At 43.1% G+C, this 25,442-nt stretch carries 21 protein-coding genes and 1 pseudogene; 13 read left to right on the forward strand and 9 right to left on the reverse strand.

Annotated elements, in window-relative coordinates:
• The 3 genes and pseudogenes from ACTJKG_RS15890 to ACTJKG_RS15900 all read right to left on the reverse strand — a co-directional run.
• Positions 1 to 119, reverse strand: a pseudogene (locus ACTJKG_RS15890) (glucosamine-6-phosphate deaminase); the annotation flags it as partial.
• Between the two features lie 930 nt (positions 120 to 1,049).
• Positions 1,050 to 1,856 carry a phytanoyl-CoA dioxygenase family protein gene (locus ACTJKG_RS15895; protein WP_440739797.1) on the reverse strand — a complete coding sequence of 269 codons (807 nt, stop codon included), beginning with the start codon at positions 1,854 to 1,856 and terminating at the stop codon, positions 1,050 to 1,052.
• A gap of 410 nt (positions 1,857 to 2,266) precedes the next feature.
• A complete protein-coding gene (locus ACTJKG_RS15900; protein WP_440739798.1) occupies positions 2,267 to 3,046 on the reverse strand; it encodes an SDR family NAD(P)-dependent oxidoreductase in 780 nt (259 codons plus the stop codon).
• A gap of 382 nt (positions 3,047 to 3,428) precedes the next feature.
• Here ACTJKG_RS15900 and ACTJKG_RS15905 point away from each other — a divergent pair, with 382 nt between their 5' ends.
• Both ACTJKG_RS15905 and ACTJKG_RS15910 read left to right on the forward strand, forming a co-directional pair.
• Positions 3,429 to 4,622 (forward strand): hypothetical protein, encoded by a 1,194-nt coding sequence (locus ACTJKG_RS15905; protein WP_440739799.1) that lies wholly within the window; start codon positions 3,429 to 3,431, stop codon positions 4,620 to 4,622.
• 285 nt (positions 4,623 to 4,907) lie between these two features.
• Positions 4,908 to 7,712, forward strand: a complete 2,805-nt coding sequence (locus ACTJKG_RS15910) for a DNA gyrase/topoisomerase IV subunit A (protein ID WP_440739800.1) — start codon at positions 4,908 to 4,910, stop codon at positions 7,710 to 7,712.
• A 57-nt stretch (positions 7,713 to 7,769) separates the two neighbouring features.
• Here ACTJKG_RS15910 and ACTJKG_RS15915 read toward each other — a convergent pair whose 3' ends face one another.
• Positions 7,770 to 8,114, reverse strand: a complete 345-nt coding sequence (locus ACTJKG_RS15915) for a hypothetical protein (protein ID WP_172337860.1) — start codon at positions 8,112 to 8,114, stop codon at positions 7,770 to 7,772.
• A gap of 100 nt (positions 8,115 to 8,214) precedes the next feature.
• Positions 8,215 to 9,081, reverse strand: coding sequence for an aldose 1-epimerase family protein (locus tag ACTJKG_RS15920; RefSeq protein WP_172337861.1), 867 nt, complete (start codon positions 9,079 to 9,081; stop codon positions 8,215 to 8,217).
• A 210-nt stretch (positions 9,082 to 9,291) separates the two neighbouring features.
• On the opposite strand from ACTJKG_RS15920, the gene ACTJKG_RS15925 reads away from it, so the two are divergent.
• Complete coding sequence (locus ACTJKG_RS15925) at positions 9,292 to 9,888, forward strand: HD domain-containing protein (RefSeq protein WP_172337862.1); 597 nt, start codon at positions 9,292 to 9,294, stop codon at positions 9,886 to 9,888.
• A gap of 170 nt (positions 9,889 to 10,058) precedes the next feature.
• Here ACTJKG_RS15925 and ACTJKG_RS15930 read toward each other — a convergent pair whose 3' ends face one another.
• On the reverse strand, positions 10,059 to 10,535 hold the full coding sequence (locus ACTJKG_RS15930; RefSeq protein WP_440739801.1) for a DUF6702 family protein: 477 nt from the start codon (positions 10,533 to 10,535) through the stop codon (positions 10,059 to 10,061).
• A gap of 68 nt (positions 10,536 to 10,603) precedes the next feature.
• Between ACTJKG_RS15930 and ACTJKG_RS15935 the strand changes: the two genes are divergently transcribed.
• Both ACTJKG_RS15935 and ACTJKG_RS15940 read left to right on the forward strand, forming a co-directional pair.
• On the forward strand, positions 10,604 to 11,194 hold the full coding sequence (locus ACTJKG_RS15935) for a HupE/UreJ family protein (protein WP_172337863.1): 591 nt from the start codon (positions 10,604 to 10,606) through the stop codon (positions 11,192 to 11,194).
• A complete protein-coding gene (locus ACTJKG_RS15940; protein ID WP_440739802.1) occupies positions 11,191 to 13,524 on the forward strand; it encodes a M1 family metallopeptidase in 2,334 nt (777 codons plus the stop codon). Before ACTJKG_RS15935 ends, ACTJKG_RS15940 begins: the two co-directional genes overlap by 4 nt.
• 89 nt (positions 13,525 to 13,613) lie before the next feature.
• Here the strand turns inward: ACTJKG_RS15940 and ACTJKG_RS15945 are convergent, their stop codons facing one another.
• Positions 13,614 to 14,012 (reverse strand): DoxX family membrane protein, encoded by a 399-nt coding sequence (locus ACTJKG_RS15945; protein ID WP_172337865.1) that lies wholly within the window; start codon positions 14,010 to 14,012, stop codon positions 13,614 to 13,616.
• Between the two features lie 113 nt (positions 14,013 to 14,125).
• Between ACTJKG_RS15945 and msrA the strand changes: the two genes are divergently transcribed.
• Both msrA and ACTJKG_RS15955 read left to right on the forward strand, forming a co-directional pair.
• On the forward strand, positions 14,126 to 14,671 hold the full coding sequence (gene msrA / locus ACTJKG_RS15950; protein ID WP_440739803.1) for a peptide-methionine (S)-S-oxide reductase MsrA: 546 nt from the start codon (positions 14,126 to 14,128) through the stop codon (positions 14,669 to 14,671).
• Between the two features lie 131 nt (positions 14,672 to 14,802).
• A complete protein-coding gene (locus ACTJKG_RS15955) occupies positions 14,803 to 15,645 on the forward strand; it encodes a 5'-nucleotidase, lipoprotein e(P4) family (protein WP_440739804.1) in 843 nt (280 codons plus the stop codon).
• A gap of 311 nt (positions 15,646 to 15,956) precedes the next feature.
• Here the strand turns inward: ACTJKG_RS15955 and ACTJKG_RS15960 are convergent, their stop codons facing one another.
• Positions 15,957 to 17,117 carry a macrolide family glycosyltransferase gene (locus tag ACTJKG_RS15960; protein WP_440739805.1) on the reverse strand — a complete coding sequence of 387 codons (1,161 nt, stop codon included), beginning with the start codon at positions 17,115 to 17,117 and terminating at the stop codon, positions 15,957 to 15,959.
• A 134-nt stretch (positions 17,118 to 17,251) separates the two neighbouring features.
• Positions 17,252 to 18,244: a GlxA family transcriptional regulator gene (locus ACTJKG_RS15965; RefSeq protein ID WP_440739806.1), complete on the reverse strand. Its 993-nt coding sequence runs from the start codon at positions 18,242 to 18,244 to the stop codon at positions 17,252 to 17,254.
• A 210-nt stretch (positions 18,245 to 18,454) separates the two neighbouring features.
• On the opposite strand from ACTJKG_RS15965, the gene ACTJKG_RS15970 reads away from it, so the two are divergent.
• The 6 genes from ACTJKG_RS15970 to ACTJKG_RS15995 all read left to right on the forward strand — a co-directional run bounded on the left by ACTJKG_RS15970 (position 18,455) and on the right by ACTJKG_RS15995 (position 25,416).
• Positions 18,455 to 18,946, forward strand: a complete 492-nt coding sequence (locus tag ACTJKG_RS15970) for an SRPBCC family protein (protein ID WP_172337870.1) — start codon at positions 18,455 to 18,457, stop codon at positions 18,944 to 18,946.
• Entirely contained in the window at positions 18,939 to 19,397 is a 459-nt protein-coding gene (locus tag ACTJKG_RS15975; RefSeq protein WP_172337871.1) for an SRPBCC domain-containing protein, read from the forward strand. The genes ACTJKG_RS15970 and ACTJKG_RS15975 overlap by 8 nt, the downstream gene beginning before the upstream one ends.
• A 235-nt stretch (positions 19,398 to 19,632) precedes the next feature.
• Entirely contained in the window at positions 19,633 to 20,538 is a 906-nt protein-coding gene (locus tag ACTJKG_RS15980) for an alpha/beta fold hydrolase (RefSeq protein ID WP_440739807.1), read from the forward strand.
• Between the two features lie 43 nt (positions 20,539 to 20,581).
• Entirely contained in the window at positions 20,582 to 20,743 is a 162-nt protein-coding gene (locus tag ACTJKG_RS15985) for a hypothetical protein (RefSeq protein WP_172337873.1), read from the forward strand.
• A gap of 374 nt (positions 20,744 to 21,117) precedes the next feature.
• The gene (locus ACTJKG_RS15990) at positions 21,118 to 22,428 is read left to right on the forward strand and encodes a DASH family cryptochrome (protein ID WP_440739808.1); all 1,311 of its coding nucleotides are present in this window, start codon (positions 21,118 to 21,120) and stop codon (positions 22,426 to 22,428) included.
• Positions 22,429 to 22,596: 168 nt separating this feature from the next.
• On the forward strand, positions 22,597 to 25,416 hold the full coding sequence (locus ACTJKG_RS15995; protein ID WP_172337875.1) for a 2-oxoglutarate dehydrogenase E1 component: 2,820 nt from the start codon (positions 22,597 to 22,599) through the stop codon (positions 25,414 to 25,416).
• Positions 25,417 to 25,442: the final 26 nt, after the last annotated feature.

The raw sequence follows: 25,442 nt of genomic DNA on the forward strand, positions 1-25,442 counted from the left end.
TCACGGATCAGGGCTGCAATGCGGGCGGCTACTGCCAGTGAGGCTTCCTGTTGACTGCCATAAACGCTTACCGGTAGCTTCTCGTACCGGGTCTCTTCCAATAAATTTAATCGGGCCATAATTTTCTAAGAACCTGTGTTTTAGTTATATGATGAATAAAAAAAGTCACTATACAAAAAACCCCCGCCGAAACGAGGATTTTTATCAAACCAATTAACAAAACCTTTTAAACCTCACCGACATGAGGCTCAAGTAAATTCCGTTGAATAACATGCTGTACATTATTGTTACAAACTTAATAAAACTAATTTTTAATTTCAACTACTTTTTAAATTTTTTTAATAAGTAAAATTGATTTTATCAAATCGTTAAATAATCACATAAGAGGATACTTATTAAGGTTTAAAAATATTATGATGTAAGAGGCGCAAGTAGGCGCCTCTTCATTTAAAAAATAATTGAGCTTTTAAGAGTAATGTCATTATTTAAGGTTTTTTTAAACCCCAAAGGGGTTAAAGCTTTGTAGAAAAGGGTAAATTCCTATTCAGTGCCGGAGGTACTGCACATCCGTTGCATACCTCCGGCATGCTAAATACTTATTGTTTGTCTACTACAAAGCTTTTACTCCTCCGGAGTAGTCTTAAATAATGGCATTACTCGCAGAGGATAAAACAAAAAAAGAGCTCCTGATGGGCAGGAACTCTAATTAACCAATTATAAAACATAAATATGAGAGAAGAGAGATGCAGGGGAGGGAATCGAACCCATCCGTTTGCTGCCGAACCAGCACCTGCTTGCTTATATTAAATGAACCACCATTTATAAACTTTCTGTTGCAAATATAATATTAATTCTATTAAATCTATGTATTTAGTAGATTAAATTGTAATTATTTTTTCATTTATAATATTTCGCGTTAGCTTAATACACGTACAAAAGCAGCTCGCCTGCCTTTATAATAATATTTTAATTTGAGTAACGCGTTTTGTGCCGGGGCAAGCTTACCTGTGCGTGCCAAATAGCCGAATAATAAGAGTATAAGCATCTGGTTATTTAACTAAGCCTGCAAATTTTTGATAAAACACAGTAGGGCTGTTGGCATCTTTCGGAGCATATTTCCCCGCAATAATGGGTACATAGATTACCCTGCGGCGACTGGCCTCGCCAACTACCGACGACTGCGCTACCCGGTGCCATAACCTGCCGTCATGAATGGTGAGGTCGCCGGCTTCTGGTGTAATGGCCAGTTCATTTTCATCAGCATCATGATCCAGGAAATATTTCTTTTTAAACAACATTTGGTATAAGCCCTGTTTATGAGTTCCGGGTAGTATCCTTAGTCCTCCATTCTCTGGTTTCAGGGTACTCAGGTGGATACCCACATTAAGCATCGGGTTTAATTTTTGTCCGTGGAAGATATCGCGCAAGCCATCGGTGTGCCAGCCCATTTTGGTAAAGCTGCTTTGTTCGCTGTTTACGTAATGATTCAATACCATTCCATCTTTTTCATGTGTACCAAACCTGGCATCAGGGCCAATAAGATCAAGCAAAGTATTAAAGCGGGGATCCTGTATAAACTCGGCAAATACCGGGTGGTGCTGGTTAATAAAAGCGAAACGTTGTACAATAGTGTCGCCATTTAGATCTTTGCCATATTTTATAGGTACGCCATTCACCTTGGCTACCTCGTTTTTTATCCATTGCTCCTGCACCTGCTCAGATGCCCGGGTAATTGATTGTACGGTTTCGGGATTAATAAAATTTTTGAAATGGATAAATCCGTGCTCATTAAAAAAGTTGTGTTGTTCGGTAGTAAGCTTATCGCCTAAGGTGAATTTTTTATATACAGTACTCATGTTGAAAATGTAAACGGTGGAAAAATAATGTGAAAAATCCCAGGCTATGTGATAGCCGGTCATGGTATTACGGTGTGCAGCGGGATGAAAAAGATCAACAACAACAACAAACCATTACCCTCCTGGCGAAAGGCATTCGCATGTAACATGCGTTGGTGATATGTAAAATTTGTGTTGTCAATTATTTAATATATAATGTCTATAGATTTAATAGACATTGCACATGTAGGAAGTGAATCGGAAAAAACAAATAATTATGAAAATATTTTTTAAACCCTTATTTAACATGTCATTGCGAGGAGGAGCCCCACCCAACCCTCCCCAAAAGGGAGGGCTTTAAAATATTTTCTAAAAGTCTCCCCTTTCGGGGGGGGATTATTACATGAGGGCTTCGCCGTTTAGAGGGGGTGCTACTTACTCTTGTACAAATCGCCGCCTATTTTTTCAATAAGGGCTTTGGGCAAGAGCCGGGCCCCGGTCACCGAAAGCTTGTTTAATAAACCGGGTATAATTTCGGCCTTTTTGTTGAACAGGCCTTTCAGTCCTATTGCTGCTACTTCCTCGGGCTGCATATTGAATTTAGCGGCCAGGTCGGCAAAGGCATCCAAACCTGCGCGATGGGCAAAGCCCGTATCGGTAGGGCCGGGACTAAGGCAACTTACCGATATCGGAGAACTTTTAAGCTCATACCGCAAAGCCCTGGTAAATGACAGTACAAAAGCTTTAGTTGCCGAGTAAACCCCCAGCGTAGGTACGGCCTGGTAGGCTGCTGTACTGCCCACGTTTAAAATATAAGCCGGTGATTGTTGCTTTAATAAAGGGATAAACGCATGCGTTAGTTTTACCAGCGTATTGATATTTAAACCGATCACGTTGAGTTGCCCAGCTATGTCTACAGTTTCAAAACTGCCCCAAAGGCCGTATCCCGCGTTGTTGATCAATACAGATACGGCGTAGGCATGATCGGTACACCATTTGATAACCCGTTCAGCAGCATCGTTATCAGATAGGTCGATAGCGAGCCATTGGGCCTTTACCTGGTATTGTACTATTATTTCCGTTGCCAATGCCTGCAACTCATCCGCAGAACGGGCCACCAGCAAAACAGGATAACCTTTTTTAGCCAGCTGTATGGCTAAAGCCCGACCTATGCCTTTACTGGCCCCGGTAATTAACGCGTAAGTATTCATGTAATAACTATAATATTAAAACAAACAAGTATAAAAAACTAACTATCTACCTCACCTAAACCCTCACTAAAGGAAGTGACTTTGCCTTGCATTTTGTTTTTAGCGCCCTCTCCAAAGGAGAGGGCTGGGGTGAAGTTAAACAAGTGTACAAAAATCTTTTACAAAATGACTACTAAAATTGTAGACTATTCGTATGTTTGTATCCATATGATTACAAATGCCGCTTATATCATTAATTCTGTATGCAACGTTATGTGTTGTAGCACACGGTTATGGTAAAGGCGACAGTATAAAATACAGATCGATATTTGTTGTTTGCCTTTCAGTTTTTATGAAAGGCTTTCGTTTTTAATAACCGTTTGTTCGACCAAACCGCAATTCAATGAAAGCATTATTACGATGGATAGGATATAGCGCTATTATATCACTATCGTTTCAAATTCCGCTTTATGCACAAGATGTTCCGATAGTTAGGTATGCGCAGTTAAGGGTCGACTCGGGTGGTGTGCATAGCAGGGTAATGGCCGCAAATACCATAAAAAAGCCTGATGTTGTTGCAGATAATACCCTGAACGCGGCCGACTTTGACGAAGATAGCTATCTGCAAAGAATTGCCGACCTTGATGTTTATGGGAAAAAGCATGATGCCCGTCCCGTTGTTGATCTTTTAAAATCCAACCAGTTAAAAGCCGTTACTGCCGATAAAAAACGTAGTCATAAGTTTTATTATCATATGGCCAATATATTCGCCCGGCTCCGGATGTATTCGCTGGCGATGAAGTGTTATTTTAAAACGCTGCCCGTGGGGGAAGATGTAAATACACATTTGATTGATTCCGCCGCCTGGGACACTACCTATATAACAGAGCGTAAACCTGCATTTACCCTGGCTGCTTTACAGCGTGATACTTCGGTAACCGGTTTGTTAACCATTAACCATGTGGATGAGCAAATACTGGCCGATTCAAATAATTACCAGTATACATCACGTGAAGTAAAATCGCCGACTACGCAGCTGGCCAATATCATTGATCCTTTTGATGATGGTAAAAAAGCTTCAGCCTATGCCCTGCTGATCCATATTTCACAACCGGTATCGGGCAAACGAAAAATATTTGTGAAACTCAGTAAAGTAGGGCATACCTTTATTACCCTTATAAAATATAATACCGATTCCACATCGGTGTCCCGGTCGTTCGGTTTTTATCCCAAAAAAGATCACTTTTTATCGGCCACACCATTGTTCCCTACAACAGGCTCCGTTTTTAAAAATGATGAACAGCATGACTGGGACGAAACTGTGGGCAAATTCATATCCGAGCGCCGGTTTAAAAGGATACTTAGAGTGATAAAACAGTACGACATGAAAAACTACAACCTCAATAAAAATAACTGTACCGATTTTGGATTGAGCCTGGCAAGTACCGCGGGTATCAGTATTTTATATACTAACGGCAGCTGGCCACTGGGCCGGGGAAATAACCCCGCCAGCGCTGGGCAAAGCGTGCTGGAAGGCAAAGTATTGAATATGGATAACAAGTATGGTTTGTTTATTTGTAATGATATAGTGAAGTGAGAGAGCCAGGAGATTAAGAGTTAAGAAATAGGAGCCTCACCCAACCCTCTCCAAAGGAGAGAGCTTTAGCCGTTTTTTTGAAGTCTCCCCCTTTGAGGGAGATTATTACATGAGGGCTTCGCCGTTTAGAGGGGGCTCCTGCTTCGTACCTCGCAATGAAGCACAGAGAACATGTTTTAGATTTTGTCCCCAATTGTTAACAAAATCTAAAATGTGTAAATCCGCCGTCGGCACATCCGCGCATAATTTTTTATCTTTACCCATCCAAAAGTTTTTTAGCATATAATGAGTGAAGATCTGAATCAAAACGATATCCCCGACAGCAATGAACAAAAATTACATAATGTTACCTCTCTCGACGGGTTATACGAAAACTGGTTTCTGGATTATGCCTCTTACGTAATTCTCGACCGTGCCGTTCCGCATATCAACGATGGTTTAAAACCTGTACAGCGCCGTATCCTCCACTCCCTTAAGGAAATGGACGACGGGCGTTTTAACAAGGCTGCCAACGTAATAGGTAATACCATGAAGTATCACCCGCATGGTGATGCCTCTATTGGCGATGCTATGGTGCAGATTGGCCAAAAAAACCTGCTCATCGATTGTCAGGGTAACTGGGGCGACCCGGTAACCGGCGACTCGGCCGCGGCACCGCGTTATATTGAAGCGCGCCTGTCGAAATTCGCCCTTGATGTTGTTTTTAATGCCGATACTACCGTTTGGCAGGCCAGTTATGATGGTCGTAACAAGGAGCCTATTACCCTGCCGGTAAAGTTCCCTTTGCTGCTGGCACAGGGCGCCGAAGGTATCGCCGTAGGTTTGGCTACCAAAATATTACCCCACAACTTTATTGAGCTGCTGGATGCATCTATCGGCGTATTGAAGGGCGAGCGGCCAAACCTGGTACCCGATTTTCCTACAGGTGGTATGGCCGATGCCTCGTTATATAACGAAGGGCAGCGCGGCGGTAAGATCCGTGTACGCGCTAAAATTGTGGAGCGCGATAAAAAAACGCTGGCTATAACCGAGATCCCATTCTCCACCACTACCGGCAGTTTGATTGATAGTGTAATATCGGCCAATGATAAGGGTAAGATCAAGATCAAAAAGATCGAAGATAATACCGCCCAGAATGTCGAGATCATTATTCACCTGGCACCCGGTATTTCGCCCGATGTAACTATCGACGCGCTGTACGCCTTTACCGATTGCGAAGTATCCATATCGCCCAATACCTGCGTTATCCAGGATGATAAGCCACGCTTCATGAGCGTAAATGACATGCTTGCCGAGAGCACTCATTTTACCCGCGACCTGCTGAAACAGGAACTGGAAATCAGGCTGAAAGAGTTGATGGAGCGCATCTTCTTTAGCTCCTTACTCAAAATATTTATACAGGAGGGGATGTACAAACACCCCGAATATGAAAACTCAGGTAATTTTGAAGCTGTACTGGAGGTATTGAACCGTTTGTTCGAGCCTTTCTTCCCGCAGTTTTACCGCGAGATATTGCCCGAGGATTATAAAAAGCTGATCGATAAGCCGATGAGCAGCATTACCCGCTTTGATGTGAAGAAGGCGGATGAGCTGATGAAAACCCTGGAGAACGAGATCAAACAGGTAAAACATCACCTGAAACACCTTACTGATTATACCATTGCCTGGTTTGAAAAACTGAAGGAAAAATATGGTAAAGATCGCGAACGTAAAACCGAACTGCGCACCTTTGATAAGGTAGAAGCCGCCCAGGTGGCCCTGGCCAATATCAAACTGTATGTGAGTCGGGAGGATGGTTTTATCGGTTCGGGGCTTAAAAAAGATGGTTCTGTAGAACTGGTTGGCGATTGCTCGGATATTGACGAGATCATCGTTTTCCGTGCCGATGGGCGCTGCATTATTACTAAGGTGCAGGACAAGGTTTTTGTGGGTAAGGAGATCATACACGTAGCTGTATTTAAAAAGAACGATGAGCGCACGGTGTACAACATGATCTATAAGGATGGCACAAGTGGTATCAGCTATATCAAGCGCTTTTCGGTGGTGGGCGTAACCCGCGATAAGGAGTACGACCTTACCAAAGGTACCAAGGGTACCAAGGTGCTTTACTTCTCGGCCAATCCAAATGGCGAAGCCGAAGTAGTGAACGTGCAGCTTAAACCACATTCCAAACTCAAAAAGCTGCAGTTCGACGAAGATTTTGCCGCCCTGGCTATCAAAGGTCGTGGATCGATGGGTAATATCATCACCAAATATCCGGTTAAAAAGATCATCCTGAAAAGCAAAGGTGTATCCACACTGGCCGGTAGAAAGATCTGGTACGACGATATCCTGAAACGCCTGAATGCCGATAGTCGTGGCAAATACCTGGGCGAATTTGATGGCGACGACCGCATATTGAATGTGTTGAGCAACGGCGTGTACGAACTCACCAGCTTTGATCTGAACAATCATTTTGATGATAAGATGATCCTTATCGAAAAATACAATCCTAAAAAAGTTTACTCGGTTATTCACCTGGATGGCAAATCGAAAAACTATATGGTAAAGCGTTTCTCGTTTGAGCCTATAGCATTGGGTAAACAGGTAAGCATCATCAGCGAAGAAGCCGGATCGAAATTAATATTGATAGCAAAAGAATCGCCGCTGGTGAGTGTGGTACAACTGAAAGGTAAAGATCAAACTCCCGAAACGATTGAAATAAACCTGGCCGAACTGATTGATGTAAAAGGGATGAAGGCCATGGGCAACCGCCTGTCGCAATTCCCGGTAAAATCGGTGGACCTAATAGCCGACAGTGAAAGCGCTGATGATGTTGTTGACGCTGAGGCTGAAGAACCGGAAACAATAACGGACGAACAGGCAGAATCAGACGCATCCGGGCAGAAAGAAACGGAAGAAGTGGAGCAGCCCAAAACTGACCCGAAGCCCAAAGCGCCCGTAGCCGAAAAGCCGGCAGTGGCAGAGCCTCCGGCTAAAGAACCGGAGCCTGATGATCAGCCCAAGGAAGTTCATAAAAAGGTCGACTTTGAGATCACCAATCCGGATGATATCCAGTTAGATGATAAGGGCCAGTTAGGCCTGTTTTAAAACAAAAAAGCCTCTCGTTTATACCGGGAGGCTTTTTTGTTTCAATTTGTATATAAATTACAGTATCAGGATCAATACCAGGATGATGATGATAATAGCACCAACAGAAAGATAAATACCGCCGCCGCCTAAAGCGTTTGCTTCGTGTTTTAAACCTTTCAATTCGGTACGTAGTTCTTTTTTATCCTGTTTGGTAAGCTCCGACTTATCCATTGCTTTAATTTCATTCACCCGGGCTTTGATCTCTTCAATGCGCGCCTGTTTTTGCTCAGTGGTCATACTGGCTATTTGTTCTTTGCTCAGTATGGTTAAAGCACCGTCTGTAGCAGTAGAAGCGTAACTGTTAAATGCCGCGACAGAAAGCAGCATGGTGAGCGCGATAAGATAAATTTTCTTTTTCATGTTAATTAGTTTTAATAACGTGTTGTGTTTAATTATTGTAAAATAAAAAAGCGGCAAAAATGTTTTACCGCTTTCCTTATTTTTTATTGCAAAATCATACCTAAAGACTAATAAAATAGGGTGCTTCAAAAACATGGCCTGCATGCAGGGTTTGTATCGCCTCTTTTTTATTGATATTTACATGTTGTCCCTCGGTATCGGCGCAGCCCAGCCAGGGTTCAATACATACAAAATCGGCACCGGGTTTTGCCCACACGCCTAAATAATTATAGTGTGGAAATTCAACCGAAACAGATTGATCATGCTTTTTGCTTTTGATACTTACCATCCGGGAGTTGAGTTGCTTAAAAACAAGGGCGTCGGCGTCAAACAGGTGGCGGGTCAAATAAAGCTTATTCCCTGGCGTAGCTACCGGGTGGGTTTCGCCGGTAAAAAAGCCATCAGCCGATAGCATATTGGCTTCCAGATGCTCATCGGTTTCAAATTCAAGGTAATAATCCTCGTAATTTTCGCCTTTAAAAAATGGAATGTTAAAGGCTGGATGTGCTCCGACCGAAAAATAAATGGTCTTTTTATCCAGATTGATCACCTTATGTGTTATCCTTAGCGAATTATCGATAAGTGTGTATAAAACCTGGTAATCAAATTTAAATGGATATACCAGCAAGGTTTTTTCGCAGTACGGGAGCGAGAAGCTGGCAGACACCTCGTCAGCTTCCAGTAGAATAAATTCCGATTGCCTTGCAATACCATGTCGCGCCATATCGTACGCTTGCCCGTCAACCAGTAATTGGTTATTGATGAGGCCGCCTACAACCGGGAAAAGATTGGGCGAATGCCAGGGCCAAACATCAGGATCAGCCTGCCAAAGGTGCTCAATACCCGTTTGCTTGTTATAAAATGAACTGAGCTGCGCGCCTTTCAAATCAATGGCTACTTTAAGAAACTCGTTTTCTAATACGGTCATACGTCAACGGCAATTATTTTTAGAAAAGTTAACTAATATGCAAGCAAGTTACAGCAATTTTTGTGAAATCGGATGTGCCGGATAATACAAAAAGGTGTAATTTTTGAGCTATGGTTTATTTAACAAAACAAACCGTATCCTGTTTCTTTTTCATTAAAACCGTGTGTAAACTTAAATATGAGTTATATTTGCAATGCTTAAACATAAGATATGAATTTTGAGCATCTCCTTCAGCAAGTGGCCTTCATCCACGAAATAGACAAAGTAAAATACATCCAGCGTAAAACCCGCCTTTTTAACAGCGACAGACCCGAGAACGATGCCGAGCATAGCTGGCATTTAGCGGTTATGACCATGGTTTTGGCCGAACACTCCAATGAGCCGGTAGACACGCTTAAGGTGATCAAAATGCTGCTGATCCATGACGTAGTTGAGATTGATGCCGGCGATGTGTTTTTGTACGATACCGTCCTCAATCACACCAATACCGAAGCCGAGCGCAAAGCCGCCGAAAGGATATTTGGACTATTACCCGTAGAACAGGCCGAAGAATTTATAACCATTTGGGAAGAGTTTGAAGCCGGTGAAACCGCTGAAGCTAAATTTGCCCGGGCTATGGACAGAATGGAACCCTTATTGCAAAATGTATCCAACAATGGTGGCACCTGGCAGGAGTATAATGTAAGCTATGAACAGGTTGTTCAAAAGAAAAGTATTATACAAAAAGGCTCGCAATCCCTGTGGAATTTTGCCAAAGCGCTAATAGACGAAAGTGTTCAGAAAGGCATTTTGAAAAAAGGGGAGTAGGGAGAAGGAGCAAAGAGCAAGGGATTTAAGCTACCAGACAGGGAAGGTGAAAAAATTACGTCATTGCGAGCGCAGCGTGGCAATCCCCTACTTACAGAGACGCTTTGCATATAGGGGATTGCCACGTCGTTCCTCCTCGCAATTGACGCGTTTAGAAGGACACACCCTCCTTAAAACTCAAACGCCGCGTCGCTATCCGGGTTACTGAGTTTGGTGCTTTTACGCTGGCCGCCTACGGTTACATGCAGCATGTTGATTTGCTCGGGATGCTCGGTGAACAGCAAATCGTCATGTACCTCAAATTTCTTTACTTTATTAATACCCTTTACCTCAAAATAGGTCCATGCGGCATCTTCCTGAATTTCGTAACCTACATAACTTAACGCGAGCTGTTTGCCATCGGCTTTAACAATCAGGTGTTTTTTAATATAATCATTCAGCAGCTGGTTCATTTTGGTTTTATCCGCGGGCTTTACAATATCTACGTGGGTATGATATTGTTTTTCCAGCGTACGCTCCAAATCGTCGTAAAATATACGGCAGCTTATTTCAACTTCCTGGCTGCGGGCGTTATGGTTAATTTCGGTAACGCTCACATAAAATGGATGGAACAAGCTGAGCCAGCTGATGATTATTAATTGCAACATAATTGCGTTAACTTGTTTTGTTTTACACAAAAAACGTTATTTTTATTGGCAATTGCGAATTTGACTACATGACTGATTTTTCTTTATACTTTGAACTGGGGTGGCAGCATATCTGTAATTGGGCGGGGTACGACCATATTTTGTTTGTAACCGTACTGTGCGGAACTTACCTGCTGGCCGACTGGCGCAAGGTTCTGGTGCTGGTTACCGCGTTCACCATAGGGCATTCTATCACCCTTGCGTTAAGTGTTTTAAATATCATTCATATCAATACATCCCTTATTGAATTCCTGATACCCGTAACCATTGTTTTTACCAGCCTGGTGAATGTATTCAATAAAAAACGAACCGCCACTACCATGCGCCTTAACTATACGCTGGCCCTTTTTTTCGGGCTGATACATGGTATGGGTTTTTCTAATTACCTCAAAAGTTTGCTGGGCAGCAGCAGTAATATTACCGCTCAGCTGTTTGCTTTTAACCTTGGATTGGAGTTTGGGCAGGTGTTAATTGTAATATCTGCGTTACTTATCTCTTATTTACTCATCAAATTTGCTAAAACACCACAACGGGAGTGGACAATGTTCCTCTCGTCGGCTATATTTGGAATTGCTTTTATCATGTGCATCGAGCGCTTTTTACTCATAAAATTCAGATGAATAAATTTTACTTCGCATTATTTTCCTGTTCACTATTAACATCAGCTGCCTGGGCGCAGTATGATAACAATCCAGGCTCAAACCACGGTAACCGTTTTGAACAGCTGGGTACCATGATCTCTACGCCTAATGAGTACCGTTCGGCTTCGGGAGCTCCCGGGCCAAAATACTGGCAGCAAAAGGCCGATTACGAAATCAGCGCCACCCTTAACGATGATAAACAACGTTTAGATGGTAACGAAACCATAACGTATACTAATAACTCGCCCGATCCGCTTACTTACTTGTGGCTGCAGTTGGATGAGAATGAGCATAAGAAGGATGCCGAAAGTGCCAGGTTTGATGAAAGTAAAATGCAAAGCAAAATGACCATCCGTCAGTTGCAAGGCATTATGGGTCATGATCTTGATCTGGGTAACCATATTGTGAGTGTAAAAGATGCCAATGGCAACGCGCTCAGCTATACCATTAACCAAACCATGATGCGTATTGAGCTCCCTGTTACTTTACCGCCCGGACAGAAATTCCGCTTTAAAATTAACTGGTGGTATAATATATCTGATCGTTTAACTATTGGCGGTCGCGGAGGCTATGAATACTTCGCAGAGGATGGCAATTACCTGTATACCATGACACAATGGTACCCGCGTATGGCTGTTTACAGCGATTTTCAGGGCTGGCAAAACAAGCAATTTACGGGTCGCGGTGAATTTGCGTTAACCTTTGGCGATTTTAAAGTAAGTATGAACGTGCCTGCCGATCATATTGTAGGTGGTACCGGTCAATGCTCTAACTACGCGCAAACCCTTACCGCGGCACAGCTGAAACGCTGGAATGCCGCGCAATCTGCAACTGCACCGCAGGAGATAGTTACGCTGGATGAAGTAAAACAGGCCATGAAAAACCATGCGTCAGCACGTAAAACCTGGACCTTCCATGCCGAAAACGTACGTGATTTTGCCTGGGTATCTTCACGCCGCATTGTGTGGGATGCCATGAGTACCCAGATTGATGGTGGCAAAAAGGTGATGGCCATGTCGTACTATGGCCCCGAGGCTTATCCGCTTTACCGCAGGTACTCTACTAAAGTGGTAGCCCACACCTTGAAAACTTATTCCAAACATACTTTCCCTTACCCGTACCCGGTAGCTATTTCTGTAGAAGCATCCAACGGTATGGAATACCCGATGATCTGCTTTAACTATGGTCGTGCCGAAAAGGATGGTACTTACAGCGAGGCCACAAAAAACGGTATGATCGGTGTAATTATTCACGAAGTTGGGCACAACTTTTTCCCGATGATCGTGAACTCTGATGAGCGCCAGTGGACCTGGATGGATGAGGGCCTGAATACCTTTTGCCAGTACATGGCCGAGCAGGAGTGGGATAGCCGCTATCCCTCGCAACGCGGTCCGGCCTATAAGATTGTTGATTACATGAAACTGCCGAAAGATCAGTTAGAGCCCATCATGACCAACTCGGAGAACATTGTGATGTTTGGCCCCAACGCTTACGCCAAACCGGCAACGGCACTAAATGTACTGCGCGAAACCGTAATGGGCCGCGAACTGTTTGACTACGCCTTTAAAACCTACGCGCACCGCTGGGCCTTTAAGCACCCAACGCCTGCCGACTTTTTCCGCACCATGGAAGATGCTTCGGCGGTTGATCTGGACTGGTTCTGGCGCGGATGGTTCTACGGAACCGAACCTGTCGACGTATCTATCGACAGCGTAAAATACTATCGCCTCAATACCAAAAACCCGGCTGTGGAAGCTACTGCCGATCGTGCCCAGTATGATCGTAATCTCGAAAATATCAGCACCACCCGTAATAAAGAAGCGGGTACCCGTTTCGCGGTTGAGGCCGATACTGCCTTGCAGGATTTTTACAGCAAATGGGATCGTTTCGCGGCAACACCGGCTACCACACAAAGTTACCAGGCCATGTATAATGCCGCCAGCCCTGCCGAAAAGAAACTGTATGATAGTAAGAACTACTTTTACGAGGTTAGCTTCAGCAACAAAGGTGGCCTGGTTACTCCTTTAATTATTGAGTGGACCTATGCCGATGGTACCAGGGAGGTTGAAAAAATATCGGCCTACATCTGGCGTAAAAATGAAAATAAGATCACCAAGGTTTTTGCCAAAACCAAAGAAGTAAAAGGCATTAAGCTCGATCCATACCGCGAAACCGCCGATATTGACGAAAGCAATAACAGTTGGCCCCGCGAATACCAGCCATCAAGGTTTGAACTGTTTAAACAGCAAAGCCTACCACGTGGCGCAACCGCCGGGCCAAACCCGATGCAGGAAGCCAAAAAGAATTAACAAACAAAAAGCCTCCCGATATATATCGGGAGGCTTTTTTATCTGTAGAGACGCATATTTGCGTCTCTACGATCCAGATCTTATAACCTTTATGATATGGTTGGCACAGCTGTAAATAGGCTGGCGTAATATTTACGATAGGCAAAAGCCAAAAACAGGTGCAGTATAATAATAACAGCTGCAACGGGCACGCCTGAAGGCACTAAAATGGAATGAAACAGAAATATGTTCACGCTTACCGGGAACAGGATGAGTAAAAACAGAGCGGTATAACGGTTAAACAATATAGCCAGGCCGCTTACAATTTCAATAACTTTCATGTACTGGAAAAAATACCCGGAGCCATAAAGTCCGCCGGCAAAGGCTTGTGCTTTATCGGACATGGGTGCCGGTGCTGGCATAAACGAAAAATGAAAAAAGAAATTCAGACCAAATACCACAAAGATGAGGCCCAGTAAAATGCGGGCGATTAATACTGCAATTTTCATGAATTTAGGGTTTTAGTGGACGTGTAATTACTAATTTAGTAATTTAATTGACATATTCAAACCATACATTATCCGGACAAACCAAACAAGTATTAACTTCGTTTATAAATAGCATGAACATACAAAAAATAACATTTGGCAACGGTTGCTTTTGGTGCACCGAAGCTGTATTTCAATCACTTAAAGGTGTAATATCAGTAACGTCAGGTTATATGGGCGGTAAGGTTTTAAACCCTACTTATGAGCAGGTTTGTACCGGCGCCACCGGCCATGCCGAAGTGATACACCTGGAATATGATGCCGACGTAATTTCGTTTGACGAATTGCTGCTGGTGTTTTTTAAAACGCATAACCCAACTACGCTCAACCGTCAGGGCAACGATGTAGGTACCCAATACCGTTCGGCCATATTTTATTATACCGACGAACAAAAACAGGCCTCAGAAGCCATGATCAAAACGCTCACCAACGAGCATGTGTTTGACGATCCGATAGTTACCGAAATTACTCCGGCCAGCGAGTTTTATTCTGCTGAAGATTATCACCAGAACTATTTTAATGATAATCCCAATAAATCATACTGCGCATTTGTGATCCAGCCAAAACTGAATAAATTTGCCAAAGAGTTCAAGGATAAAATTAAGCCCGAACTATTATAAAAGTCTAATATGTTGGTCATCCCGAATTTATTTCGGGATCCCACAGCACAGGTAGCCAGCATGCTGTAAACCTCGCATGTGAGATGCTGAAACGAGTTCAGCATGACATTCTATTGGTTTATGCTCAAAAAATGAAAAAAAGTTATAGCTATCTAATACCCGCCCTTTTGGTGCTCGGTGCCTGCGCCTCAAAAAAAGCAACTACAACAACAACATCCTCAGCAAATACAGCATCCGTTGCTAATGGCAACACCTCCATTACTAATGATGGTAAAATATGGGCCTCGTTATGGCAGCAACGAGCTGCCGAATACCGGGCTTTGTGTTTTCAGGCATATAATATAGCCAAACAACGTGTGGACGAAGGTGTAAAAAAGGTAAGTACAAAACCGCTGGCTATTGTGACCGATATCGACGAAACTTTGTTAGATAATAGTCCCTATGATGCAGCCCAGGGTTTAAAAAATCAGGATTACAGCGATAAAACCTGGAAACAGTGGACAGATAAAGCCCAGGCAGATACCGTACCCGGTGCTCCCGCCTTTTTTAAATACGCGGCATCCAAAGGTATCACCATTTACTATATCACCAACCGTAACGAGAATGAGCGCGGCGCTACGCTGTATAACCTGCAGAAATATGCCATGCCCAACGCCAATGACGAGCATTTGTTTTTAAAAAACGGCAACTCCAGCAAAGAAGAGCGCCGCCAGGAAGTATTAAAAACGCACGAAATATTGCTGCTCTGCGGCGATAACCTACCCGATTTTGATATGCTGTATGACAATCATCCTACCGAAGAAAACCGTACCGCGATAACCCAAAAATTGCAAAAGGAATTTGGCAGCCGCTATATCGTAATTCCAAACCCATCATACGGTGATTTTGAAGGCGCGCTGTTTCAATATAATTACAAGCTGAGCCCGGCGCAAAAAGATTCCATCATCCGCGCTAAGGTAAAGGCCGACAGGTAGATACGGCTTACGGCGAACGATGATGACACCGCAGATAAGGATATTCCTTCAAACTTTTTGGGTTTACACTGTAAACCCAAAAAACGAACTAAATAATTTATAATTATTTGATTATCAGTTATATAAATTAGTGTTAACCGTAAAAAGTGTAAACCATGTAAACCCACTTTTGTAATTGGTGTGGTAATGTGGAAATAACATTGATCGTAAGCTGAAAGACTAATTTATTAGGCCATTGGGTAAATACAGGTACCTGATCTGCTCACAGTTTAAACATTGAGCTTTACCTCAGCCAAAGCGTGTCTCCCTCTTCAATGATGTACCAGCCGGAATATTTCATCCACTGCTTTTGGATAGCCACCCGCCGCTCTAAAAGAGTCGGCAATCTTTCCGATCGCATGCCGGTAACCGGGTTCGGTTAGTACAGTATTGACAGCGGTTTTAAGTTCATCTGCCTGTAGCTGATTAATGTCCAGCGTTATAGTGGCGCCAAGTTCGGTTGCACGGGCTGCCAGTAGTGGCTGATCTGCCCCCATGGGCAAGCTAACGAAGGGTACTTCATTGCTGATCAGGTCGCTCATGCTGTTCATCCCCGCATGGGTTATAGCTACGTCAGTATGTTTCAATAGCGCGTTCTGCGGTACATAATCCCGCACGATGAAATGATCAGGGAACTGGATGCCGGTTAAATCAACACCATGTGCGGTCATCACTACCACGCCATCCCAATCGATAAATGCTTCTCTGAAAATAGAGTACACTCGTGTATCGAAGCCACCAAAAACAGTTCCCAATGATATATAAAGTACGCGCTTATTGGCCAATCTCTCAAAGGGGAAATCCATATCCTCCTTGCGCTCATAAATTGGAGGCCCTACAAAACGGCAGGTTTCGTCAAGATAATCAGACGGCGGGGCAAAGTAACGCGAGGTATAAACCAATTTCAGCGGACTGGGGTACAGCATAAGTTCCATGGGATGGCTGGGTAGGATGATGCCGTAGGTGGCCTTCAGTTCATTCGCCACCCGGTCATAATCAGTACGGATACTATCGGGTAAGGGGAAATTAGCCACTTGCTTAAACCTATCGAGCCCGGCAAAAACCGCAAGTGAAGAAACTGAGGGGATATTCAGCAATTGCACTATTGCGCCCGTAAAAGGGAAAGCCGCCGAATGAATGAGGTAGTCGAATTTAATTCCCGCGGTTTGTTTTAGGATACCGGCTATTACAGAGGGCGCTTTATTGGCCACACTCATCAGACCGCCGCCTTGCCCCGGTTTACCGCCTTTGAAAATATCCAGGTCTTCGTTGTATGCATAAAAAACGGCGCCAGCAGCTTCGATCTTCGCCCTAAAAGTTTCCGACGCGAAATAATGCACTGTTTCACCCCGGAAGGTCAATTCAGCTACTAACCCTAAAGTTGGGTTCACGTGCCCATGCGAGGGCATCCCTAAAAATAATAAGTTCGCCATAACGATGAAGACGAACAGGCATGGGAAATATTTTAAGTTATTTGTGAATTAATTTAATGAGGACCTATTTAACCTAAAAAGGTACATCATAAATAATGCAGTGGTGATAACACAAGCTTGAAGAAATGCGTTTTTTAATACTTTAAGGCATCTTTATTATACCTGTTACGATATTCTAAAGGTGACATTCCCGTAATTTTTCTGAACACCTCGCGGAAGGCTTTTACATCCGAATAACCCACTTCGTACATCACTTCGTTAATGGTTTTGCGGCTGGTTTCCAATGCCTTTTTGGCCGATTCGATCTTCACCCTTTGCGCGTATTCGATAGGTGTATTACCAGTTGCTTTGATAAACCTACGATCAAAGTTGCGGCGGCCGATCGAAAAGCTGGATGAAAGTTCTTCTATCGATAGCTTCTCCTGTAACTTACTTTCAATAAAGGATTGAGCTTGTTCTACCATCTCGTCCCCATGAAGTTTTTGCCCGGTAAATATGGCAAATGACGATTGGCGGTTCCTGTCCATCTCTATCTGGAAGATCTTGGAACAATAAATAGCTGTTTGCCGATCGTAATATTTCTCAACCAGGTATATCATCAGGTTTAAAAAAGAATAAGCGCCACCATTAGTATATATTCTGTTTTCGTCCGTTATGAGTTGATCGGCCATTAAACTTACATTGGGGAACTGTTGCCTGAAGGCATCTGCATGGGCCCAATGCGTAGAGCAACTCCGGCCATCAAGCAAACCCGCTGAAGCCAGCGTAAATGTGCCCGAACACATACTGGCTATGTCGGCACCCGCTTTGTATTGCTGCCTTAGCCACTCCAGGAGCATTTCATTTTCTTTACCTTCCTTTTGGTAAAACGGAATAGATGAAGGAATAATGATCAGGTCGGTTTTTGTTATGGATGAAATATGGGCTTGTGGCTGTACCGTAAATATTCCCCCGGATATCTCCTCCCGGGTAGTTGTACCCGCTAATTGAACGATAAACAATTCTTCTTTGCCGGTTCTCTTATAATAGCTGTTGGCAACGTCAAATATTTCAAAAGCGCCCGTTATGCAGGCTATTGTACTATGATTACTTCGTTCTCCGGGAAAGATGATAGTTACATTTTTCATGCCGCTGTTTTTTGATAAAGATAATGGTTAGTGATGTCTATATCAACCCCCTATGATGTCTATATGGCACCCGGAAAAAGCCGGTCATGCACAATACTTTTGATGGTAAGAAAAAACATACATCACATTTTCACTTATTTATCTCACTGCAATATGAAACCTTTAATTATTTATCTCACAACAATTATAACCCTGTTAAATGTAAAACCCATGCCAAAGCAAGATTATACAACCTCTTTCCTGGTCAATCAAAGTCCTGAGCAGGTATTTAATGCCGTCAATAACGTTCGCGGCTGGTGGTCAGAGCAAATTGATGGCCCAACCGATAAACTAAACGCAGAATTCAACTACCACTACAAGGAAGTACATCGCTGCAAAATGAAGATCACCGAATTTGTTCCCGGCAAAAAAGTGGTTTGGCTGGTGGTGGATAATCATTTTGATTTTACCAAAGACAAAACCGAATGGAAAGGAACGCAAATAGTTTTTGAAATTGCCAAAAAGGGCGACAAAACGCAGCTCACCTTTACGCATATTGGTTTGGTACCGGCTTATGAATGTTACAATATCTGTTCAGATGCATGGGGCAACTATATCAACGGGAGTTTAAAAGCCCTGATAGAAACAGGTAAAGGCAAACCTAACCCATATATTCCGGCTATTAATAGCGCAGAAACATTGAAAGGAGGCCAGCATGACTAAGCAAGATTTCACAATCAGTTTCCTGGTTGATCAAACACCAAAGGAAGTTTTTGATGCCACCAATAATGTGCGCGGCTGGTGGACAGAAGGTGTGGATGGTAACACTGAAAAACTTAACGATGAATTTTCGGTTCGGTTTTGGGATATACACTATTCCAGGCAAAAGCTCATCGAGGTTATTCCTAACACCAAGATCGTTTGGTTGGTAACCGATAGTAAGCTGACTTTTATTGAAGATGAAGCGGAGTGGACTGGTAACCAAATCGTTTTTGATATAACCAAACAAGGTAACCAAACAGAGTTGCGCTTTACACAAGTTGGTTTATTGCCGGACATTGAGTGTTTTAAAGACTGTTCCAATGCCTGGACCGGATATATCACTGGTAGCTTAAAAAGCCTGATCACCACGGGTAAAGGAAAACCAACCACCATAGAAGAATTGAGTAAATAATTAATGCAGAAAAAGTCAATATTAATCATTTGCGTTAATCAGGATGCAGGTTAGCTTCTGTTTAATACGCTTATTTAGGTCGATGATCCCAGAGTGGCCAAAGTGAATAAATGCGCGATAAATAAGTGTCGCATATCGCCCCAAAAAGGTCGTAATAACACGTTATTGCTGTAATAATGCTGCTATACCTTTACATAACTTAAAACACAAAAACCAATCACGTAATTAAAGCATTATGAAAACTTTAAAAATTATATCTATACCTGCTGTGCTGTTCATGATCATCGCTTTTAACAGCGGTACCCGGGCGGCAACTTTACCAAAAACAAATAAGGATGTTAAAACGGCCGGCGTTGTCGGAAATTATGCGATGATAAATGGCATAAAAATGTATTATGAAACGGCAGGCAAAGGAGCTCCTGTGGTGTTACTTCATGGCGCTTTATCAACCATCGATAAGGACTTTGGTAAAATAATCCCGGAATTGGCAAAGGATCACCAGGTAATCGGTATCGAGATGCAGGCCCACGGACATACCGCAGACATTGACCGCCCCTTAAGCTATGAAGCGATGGCCGGTGATGTGGTAACGTTACTACAGCAATTAAAAGTAACCAATGCCGATTTTTTTGGTTACAGCCTGGGTGGAGGTGTTGCACTACAGGTAGCTATTACTCATCCCGAATTGGTTAGGCATTTGGTTTTGGCCTCAACATCTTATAGTCCGGAAGGTGGTAATATGGCAAATCCGGATGGGTTGAGAGCTAAAAAAACGGAGGATGTGAATCAATCTGTCTGGAGAAAAAACTACAATAAGGTTGCTCCTGATTCTACAAAATGGCCTAAACTGCTCCAAAAGGTGTATGGCTTAATGGGTACATGGAAAGGCTTCCAGGCAAGCGATATTAAAAATTTAAAACCGCCTGTGCTGCTCATATTTGGCGATGAGGATCTGAGTACTCCTGAGCACCAGATAGCTATGTTCAGGCTTTTAGGCGGAGGTAATTGGGGCGATCTTTATGAGTTACCGAATGAACAACTGGCAATTCTTCCCGGCACGTCACATGTAACTGTGGTTGACCAAACTGATCTTTTGATCCCAATTATTACCCGGTTTTTGAAAACACCACCTGTTAAGTAGAATAAAATAGCTATACCTGACGGTAACACCGCTCACAAGCAGAATGACAACGTTTAGCAAGCAAACCCTGACGGTATTCTGCCAGGAAATGCGTATATTTGTATACAAACACAGCCCGGTTTTCCTGATCAAAAAGGAGAACCGGGCTGTTTGGTTAAGGGAAAATATCACCCAAAAATCAATCGTTTGGTATGTAGTTATTTGATAATTCATAAATTAATACTTTTTAAACTTTTCAAAAGCCATCAAGAATTTGTTAAAATTTGTTAAAATCGATGGTTTTGAGTGAGTTTCGAGCATTTTTCAATTGTTTTTGCCCGGTTTTTAAGCAAAAAAGTGTTAAAATAAAGGGTTTAAAAAGTTTTTGCAACGGCGCACGGCTATTGTAATATTCAAGATATAACTTATATTTATCCCTAATAAGTTATTCAATAGCTTATAAAAAAATAGCATTTAAAACTGTCGGCAAAACAGAAAAAATGTTGAAACGGTGTCAAATATTGCAACAAAGTGTGTTTATGACACAAATAAATTGCAAATTTGCGGTCTGCATATATTCAGTTAAATCCCTGTTTAACGATGAGTGAAAAGACGATATTGGTTTGGTTCAGAAATGACTTACGGATACACGATAACGAAATTTTGTTGGAGGCTATACGTAAGGCCGATAAGGTGCTGCCCGTATATTGTTTTGATCCTTACTACTTTCATCATACCTCATCCGGAGCTTCAAAAACGGGTAATTTCAGGGCTCGCTTCCTGTTAGAAGCGGTTGCCGATCTGCGTAAAAATTTACAGGGCTATGGAGCCGAATTGATCATCAGGACAGGCAATCCAGCCGAAATATTGCCACAATTAGCCGAACAATACCAGGTAAGCGAAGTATATCATCACCGGGAGGTGGCTTATGAGGAAACCGAGATATCTGAACAGGTAGAAACCGCTTTGTGGAAGCTGAAGCTTAATCTGAAGCATTTTATCGGCCATACACTGTATCATAAGGAAGATCTGCCATTCCCGATCAAGGATATTCCGGATAGCTTTGCTGTGTTTAAAAAGAAGGTGGAGCGCGATAGTAATGTACGCCCATGTGTAGCTACGCCTGAGCAGATCATCGTTCCCGAAATAACCGATGCCGGCGAATTGCCAACTTTGCAGCAATTAGGCCTGGATGAGCCCATTGATGACCCTCGCGCTACCAACTATTTTCAAGGCGGAGAAACTGCGGCTTTGGTGCAGCTGCATCAATATTTTTCGCAAAGTGAACAGGCGGTTAAGCCAAAAGGCTCCAAGGGCGGCACTAATAATTCGTCAAAATTATCCCCATGGCTTTCAGTAGGTTGTATATCGCCAAGGCAGGTTTACTGGGAAATATTTAAACATAGCGGCGATAGCTTCGCGCAAAATGCCAGCATGCTGAAACTGGAATTGCTTTGGCGCGACTATTTCCGGTTTATGTTTAAAAAACACGGGCAAAAATTCATCAAAGCCAAAAATGAGGAAAGTGATGAAGCTGATATAGCTGTTAACGAGCTTGAATTTAACAAATGGGCCCACGGCGATACCGGCGTTCCGTTTGTTGATGCCTGTATGCATGAACTCAATGCTACCGGTTATATCTGCAACCATTGCCGCCAGATAGTGGCCTCCTATCTTGTACATGATCTTAAAGTCAACTGGACACTCGGCGCGGTTTATTTTGAAGAAAAACTGATCGATTATTCACCTGCCAGTAACTGGGGAAACTGGGCATTTATTGCCGGGGTGAACGACGCTAAAGAAAGCAAATACGCCATAGCAGCCATGCAGCCAAAAGATGCCGACAGCGATTTTGTAACCACCTGGCAATACTCCACCATTGATGAAGCCGGCGATCTGGTAGGGGCATAATTCAATATTCACTGCTTCTATTAAACTATTTCCTCAATTCGGTATCTCATAATATCATTTTAGTCGTTATAACACAGATATTAGGCATATGTAAATTTCTTTACAATTAATTATGAAGTATATAAGCCTATATGCTTACTTTTGTACCGTTTTAAAGATCAGTTTCTCATGGATCGTCTCAATTATATCAATAGCGGCAACGCAGACTACATTAATACCCTATACGACAGCTACAAACAGGATCCCGAATCGGTGGATTATGGATGGCAGAAATTTTTTGAAGGTTTTGATTTTGGCAAGGATACACAAGCCCCTGTCGGAACAACCGCGCCAAGTGTAGGTGACAAAACTCCTGATCACTTTTTAAAAGAGATCAATGTACTCAATATGATTCACGGGTACCGTTCACGCGGTCACCTGTTTGCCAAAACAAACCCGGTACGTGAGCGCCGTCATTATTTCCCCGGTAAAGAACTGGAGACTTTTGGTCTGAGCGAAGCCGACATGGATACCGTGTTTAATGCCGGTGTTGAAGTTGGTTTGGGTGCTGCCACCCTGCGCGATATTCGCCAGTTATTGGAAGATACCTATTGCCGTGCCATTGGTGCCGAGTACAGATATATCCGTAATCCTATCAAACTAAAATGGTTTGAAGACAGGATGGAGAGCAACCGCAATACGCCTTCATTTACGGTTGATGAAAAGAAATTGATGCTGAACAAGCTCAATGAGGCGGTAACCTTCGAGAACTTTTTGGGAACCAAGTTTTTGGGCCAGAAACGTTTTTCACTGGAAGGAGCCGAAGCGCTGATCCCTTCATTGGATTCGGTAATAAACAAAGGTGCCGATCTGGGTATCGAGGAGTTTATCATCGGTATGGCTCACCGCGGCAGGTTGAACGTGCTGACCAACATCATGGAGAAAACCTATAAAGAGGTATTCTCTGAGTTTGAAGGTAAAAATTTTGATTCTGAAACACCTTTTGGTGGCGACGTTAAATATCATCTGGGTTTCTCGACCGACGTGACTACCTCCAACGGTAAAAAAGTTCACCTGAGTCTTTGTCCAAACCCATCGCACCTGGAAGCGGTTGACCCGGTTGTAGAAGGTATCACCCGTTCAAAGATCGATTTTAAATATAATGGCGACCATAATAAGATCGCCCCGATATTGATCCATGGCGATGCTTCGGTAGCAGGTCAGGGAATTGTTTACGAAGTATTACAAATGGAAAAACTGGATGGCTACCGCACAGGTGGTACCATTCACCTGGTGATCAATAACCAGATTGGTTTTACCACCAATTATAAAGACGCCCGTTCAAGTACTTATTGTACTGATGTGGCCAAGACTGTACTTTCACCAGTTTTCCACGTAAATGGAGACGACGTTGAAGCATTGGCATACGTAGTTAATCTGGCTATGGAATACCGCCAGGTATTTAACGAGGATGTGTTCATTGATATCCTGTGCTACCGTCGTTACGGTCATAATGAGTCTGACGAACCAAAGTTCACCCAGCCATTATTATACAAAGCTATTGAGGCTCACCCCAATCCACTGATCATTTATAACCAAAAATTAGTGGCCGAGGGCAGTGTTGATGCTAATCTGCTTAAATCAATGGAAAAAACTTTCCGGGATGAACTGCAGCAAAAACTGGATGAATCAAAAGCCGAAGAAAGATTTACCGAGACCATCGCCATGTTTGAAGGCGCTTGGAGCGGATTGCACTTAGCCAGTCATAAAGAACTGGTATCGGCTGTAGATACATCGGTGCCTAAAGAAGAAATCATCGAGATCGGTAATAAGATTACGGCTTTGCCTGCCGATATGAGCTTCTTCAAAAAGATCGAAAAACTATTTGAAGATCGCCGCTCAATGGTAAATAATACCCAGGTATTTGACTGGGCCATGGCCGAGTTGCTGGCTTATGGTACACTGTTAAAAGACGGTTATCCGGTAAGGTTAAGCGGCGAGGATGTTAAACGTGGTACGTTCTCTCATCGTCATGCAGTATTAACTTTGGTTGATTCTGAAGATGAGTACACTCCGCTGGCTACTATTGATACCGAAGCTAAACTAAGCATCTTTAACTCTTTGTTGTCTGAATACGGTGTTTTAGGTTTTGAATACGGCTATGCCCTGGCAAACCCTAATGCCTTAACCATATGGGAAGCCCAGTTTGGCGACTTCTTCAACGGCGCGCAGATCATTGTTGACCAGTACATCGCCAGTGCCGAAACTAAATGGCAGCGTGGTAATGGTTTGGTTATGCTGTTGCCGCATGGTTATGAGGGACAAGGTCCTGAGCACTCCTCAGCGCGTGTAGAACGCTTTATGGAGCTTTGTGCCGATGACAATATCCAGGTAGCTAATTGCACTACACCGGCCAACTTCTTCCATATCCTGCGCAGGCAGATGCACCGCGATTTCCGCAAGCCGCTGATCATCTTTACACCAAAAAGCTTGCTGCGCAGTCCTAAGTGCGTGTCGCCGATTGATGAATTTACCAATGGTAAATTCCATGAACTGATTGATGATACTTATGCTGATGTTAAAAAAGTAAAACGCGTATTACTTTGCACCGGTAAAGTGTACTATGATCTGCAGGAAAAACAATTGACAGACAAACGCAAGGATGTAGCCATCGTACGTGTAGAACAATTATACCCTACGCCGGTTGTTCAGATATTAAAAATTAAAGCCAAATACGATAAAGCCACCGAGTTTATCTGGGTACAGGAAGAACCCGAAAATATGGGTGCATGGCCGTATATATGCCGCAAGTTCCATAACGATAAGGTGATCAACCTTAATGTAATTTCGCGTATCGAGGGCAGTAGTACAGCTACCGGTTTTGCTAAACAACATGCCGCGCAGCAAGCGTATATTGTTTCCAAAGCATTTGAAGCACCTGCCGGTAAAGCAGTAAAAGAAGCGATAAAAAAGACAACAAAAAAAATGGCTGATGCCGGAGCGGATTAAGTTCCGTTTCCTGTGGCGAGTTTCGG

Source organism: Mucilaginibacter sp. 22184 (assembly GCF_052045695.1).
In the GTDB taxonomy this organism is placed as follows: Bacteria; Bacteroidota; Bacteroidia; order Sphingobacteriales; family Sphingobacteriaceae; genus Mucilaginibacter.

Excerpts from the sequence above, each read along its gene's own strand:
- ACTJKG_RS15895 (WP_440739797.1), bottom strand. The coding sequence starts at position 1,856 with ATGAGTACTGTATATAAAAAATTCACCTTAGGCGATAAGCTTACTACC.
- ACTJKG_RS15900 (WP_440739798.1), bottom strand. The coding sequence starts at position 3,046 with ATGAATACTTACGCGTTAATTACCGGGGCCAGTAAAGGCATAGGTCGG.
- ACTJKG_RS15905 (WP_440739799.1), top strand. The coding sequence starts at position 3,429 with ATGAAAGCATTATTACGATGGATAGGATATAGCGCTATTATATCACTA.
- ACTJKG_RS15910 (WP_440739800.1), top strand. The coding sequence starts at position 4,908 with ATGAGTGAAGATCTGAATCAAAACGATATCCCCGACAGCAATGAACAA.
- ACTJKG_RS15915 (WP_172337860.1), bottom strand. The coding sequence starts at position 8,114 with ATGAAAAAGAAAATTTATCTTATCGCGCTCACCATGCTGCTTTCTGTC.
- ACTJKG_RS15920 (WP_172337861.1), bottom strand. The coding sequence starts at position 9,081 with ATGACCGTATTAGAAAACGAGTTTCTTAAAGTAGCCATTGATTTGAAA.
- ACTJKG_RS15925 (WP_172337862.1), top strand. The coding sequence starts at position 9,292 with ATGAATTTTGAGCATCTCCTTCAGCAAGTGGCCTTCATCCACGAAATA.
- ACTJKG_RS15930 (WP_440739801.1), bottom strand. The coding sequence starts at position 10,535 with ATGTTGCAATTAATAATCATCAGCTGGCTCAGCTTGTTCCATCCATTT.
- ACTJKG_RS15935 (WP_172337863.1), top strand. The coding sequence starts at position 10,604 with ATGACTGATTTTTCTTTATACTTTGAACTGGGGTGGCAGCATATCTGT.
- ACTJKG_RS15940 (WP_440739802.1), top strand. The coding sequence starts at position 11,191 with ATGAATAAATTTTACTTCGCATTATTTTCCTGTTCACTATTAACATCA.
- ACTJKG_RS15945 (WP_172337865.1), bottom strand. The coding sequence starts at position 14,012 with ATGAAAATTGCAGTATTAATCGCCCGCATTTTACTGGGCCTCATCTTT.
- msrA (WP_440739803.1), top strand. The coding sequence starts at position 14,126 with ATGAACATACAAAAAATAACATTTGGCAACGGTTGCTTTTGGTGCACC.
- ACTJKG_RS15955 (WP_440739804.1), top strand. The coding sequence starts at position 14,803 with ATGAAAAAAAGTTATAGCTATCTAATACCCGCCCTTTTGGTGCTCGGT.
- ACTJKG_RS15960 (WP_440739805.1), bottom strand. The coding sequence starts at position 17,117 with ATGGCGAACTTATTATTTTTAGGGATGCCCTCGCATGGGCACGTGAAC.
- ACTJKG_RS15965 (WP_440739806.1), bottom strand. The coding sequence starts at position 18,244 with ATGAAAAATGTAACTATCATCTTTCCCGGAGAACGAAGTAATCATAGT.
- ACTJKG_RS15970 (WP_172337870.1), top strand. The coding sequence starts at position 18,455 with ATGCCAAAGCAAGATTATACAACCTCTTTCCTGGTCAATCAAAGTCCT.
- ACTJKG_RS15975 (WP_172337871.1), top strand. The coding sequence starts at position 18,939 with ATGACTAAGCAAGATTTCACAATCAGTTTCCTGGTTGATCAAACACCA.
- ACTJKG_RS15980 (WP_440739807.1), top strand. The coding sequence starts at position 19,633 with ATGAAAACTTTAAAAATTATATCTATACCTGCTGTGCTGTTCATGATC.
- ACTJKG_RS15985 (WP_172337873.1), top strand. The coding sequence starts at position 20,582 with ATGACAACGTTTAGCAAGCAAACCCTGACGGTATTCTGCCAGGAAATG.
- ACTJKG_RS15990 (WP_440739808.1), top strand. The coding sequence starts at position 21,118 with ATGAGTGAAAAGACGATATTGGTTTGGTTCAGAAATGACTTACGGATA.
- ACTJKG_RS15995 (WP_172337875.1), top strand. The coding sequence starts at position 22,597 with ATGGATCGTCTCAATTATATCAATAGCGGCAACGCAGACTACATTAAT.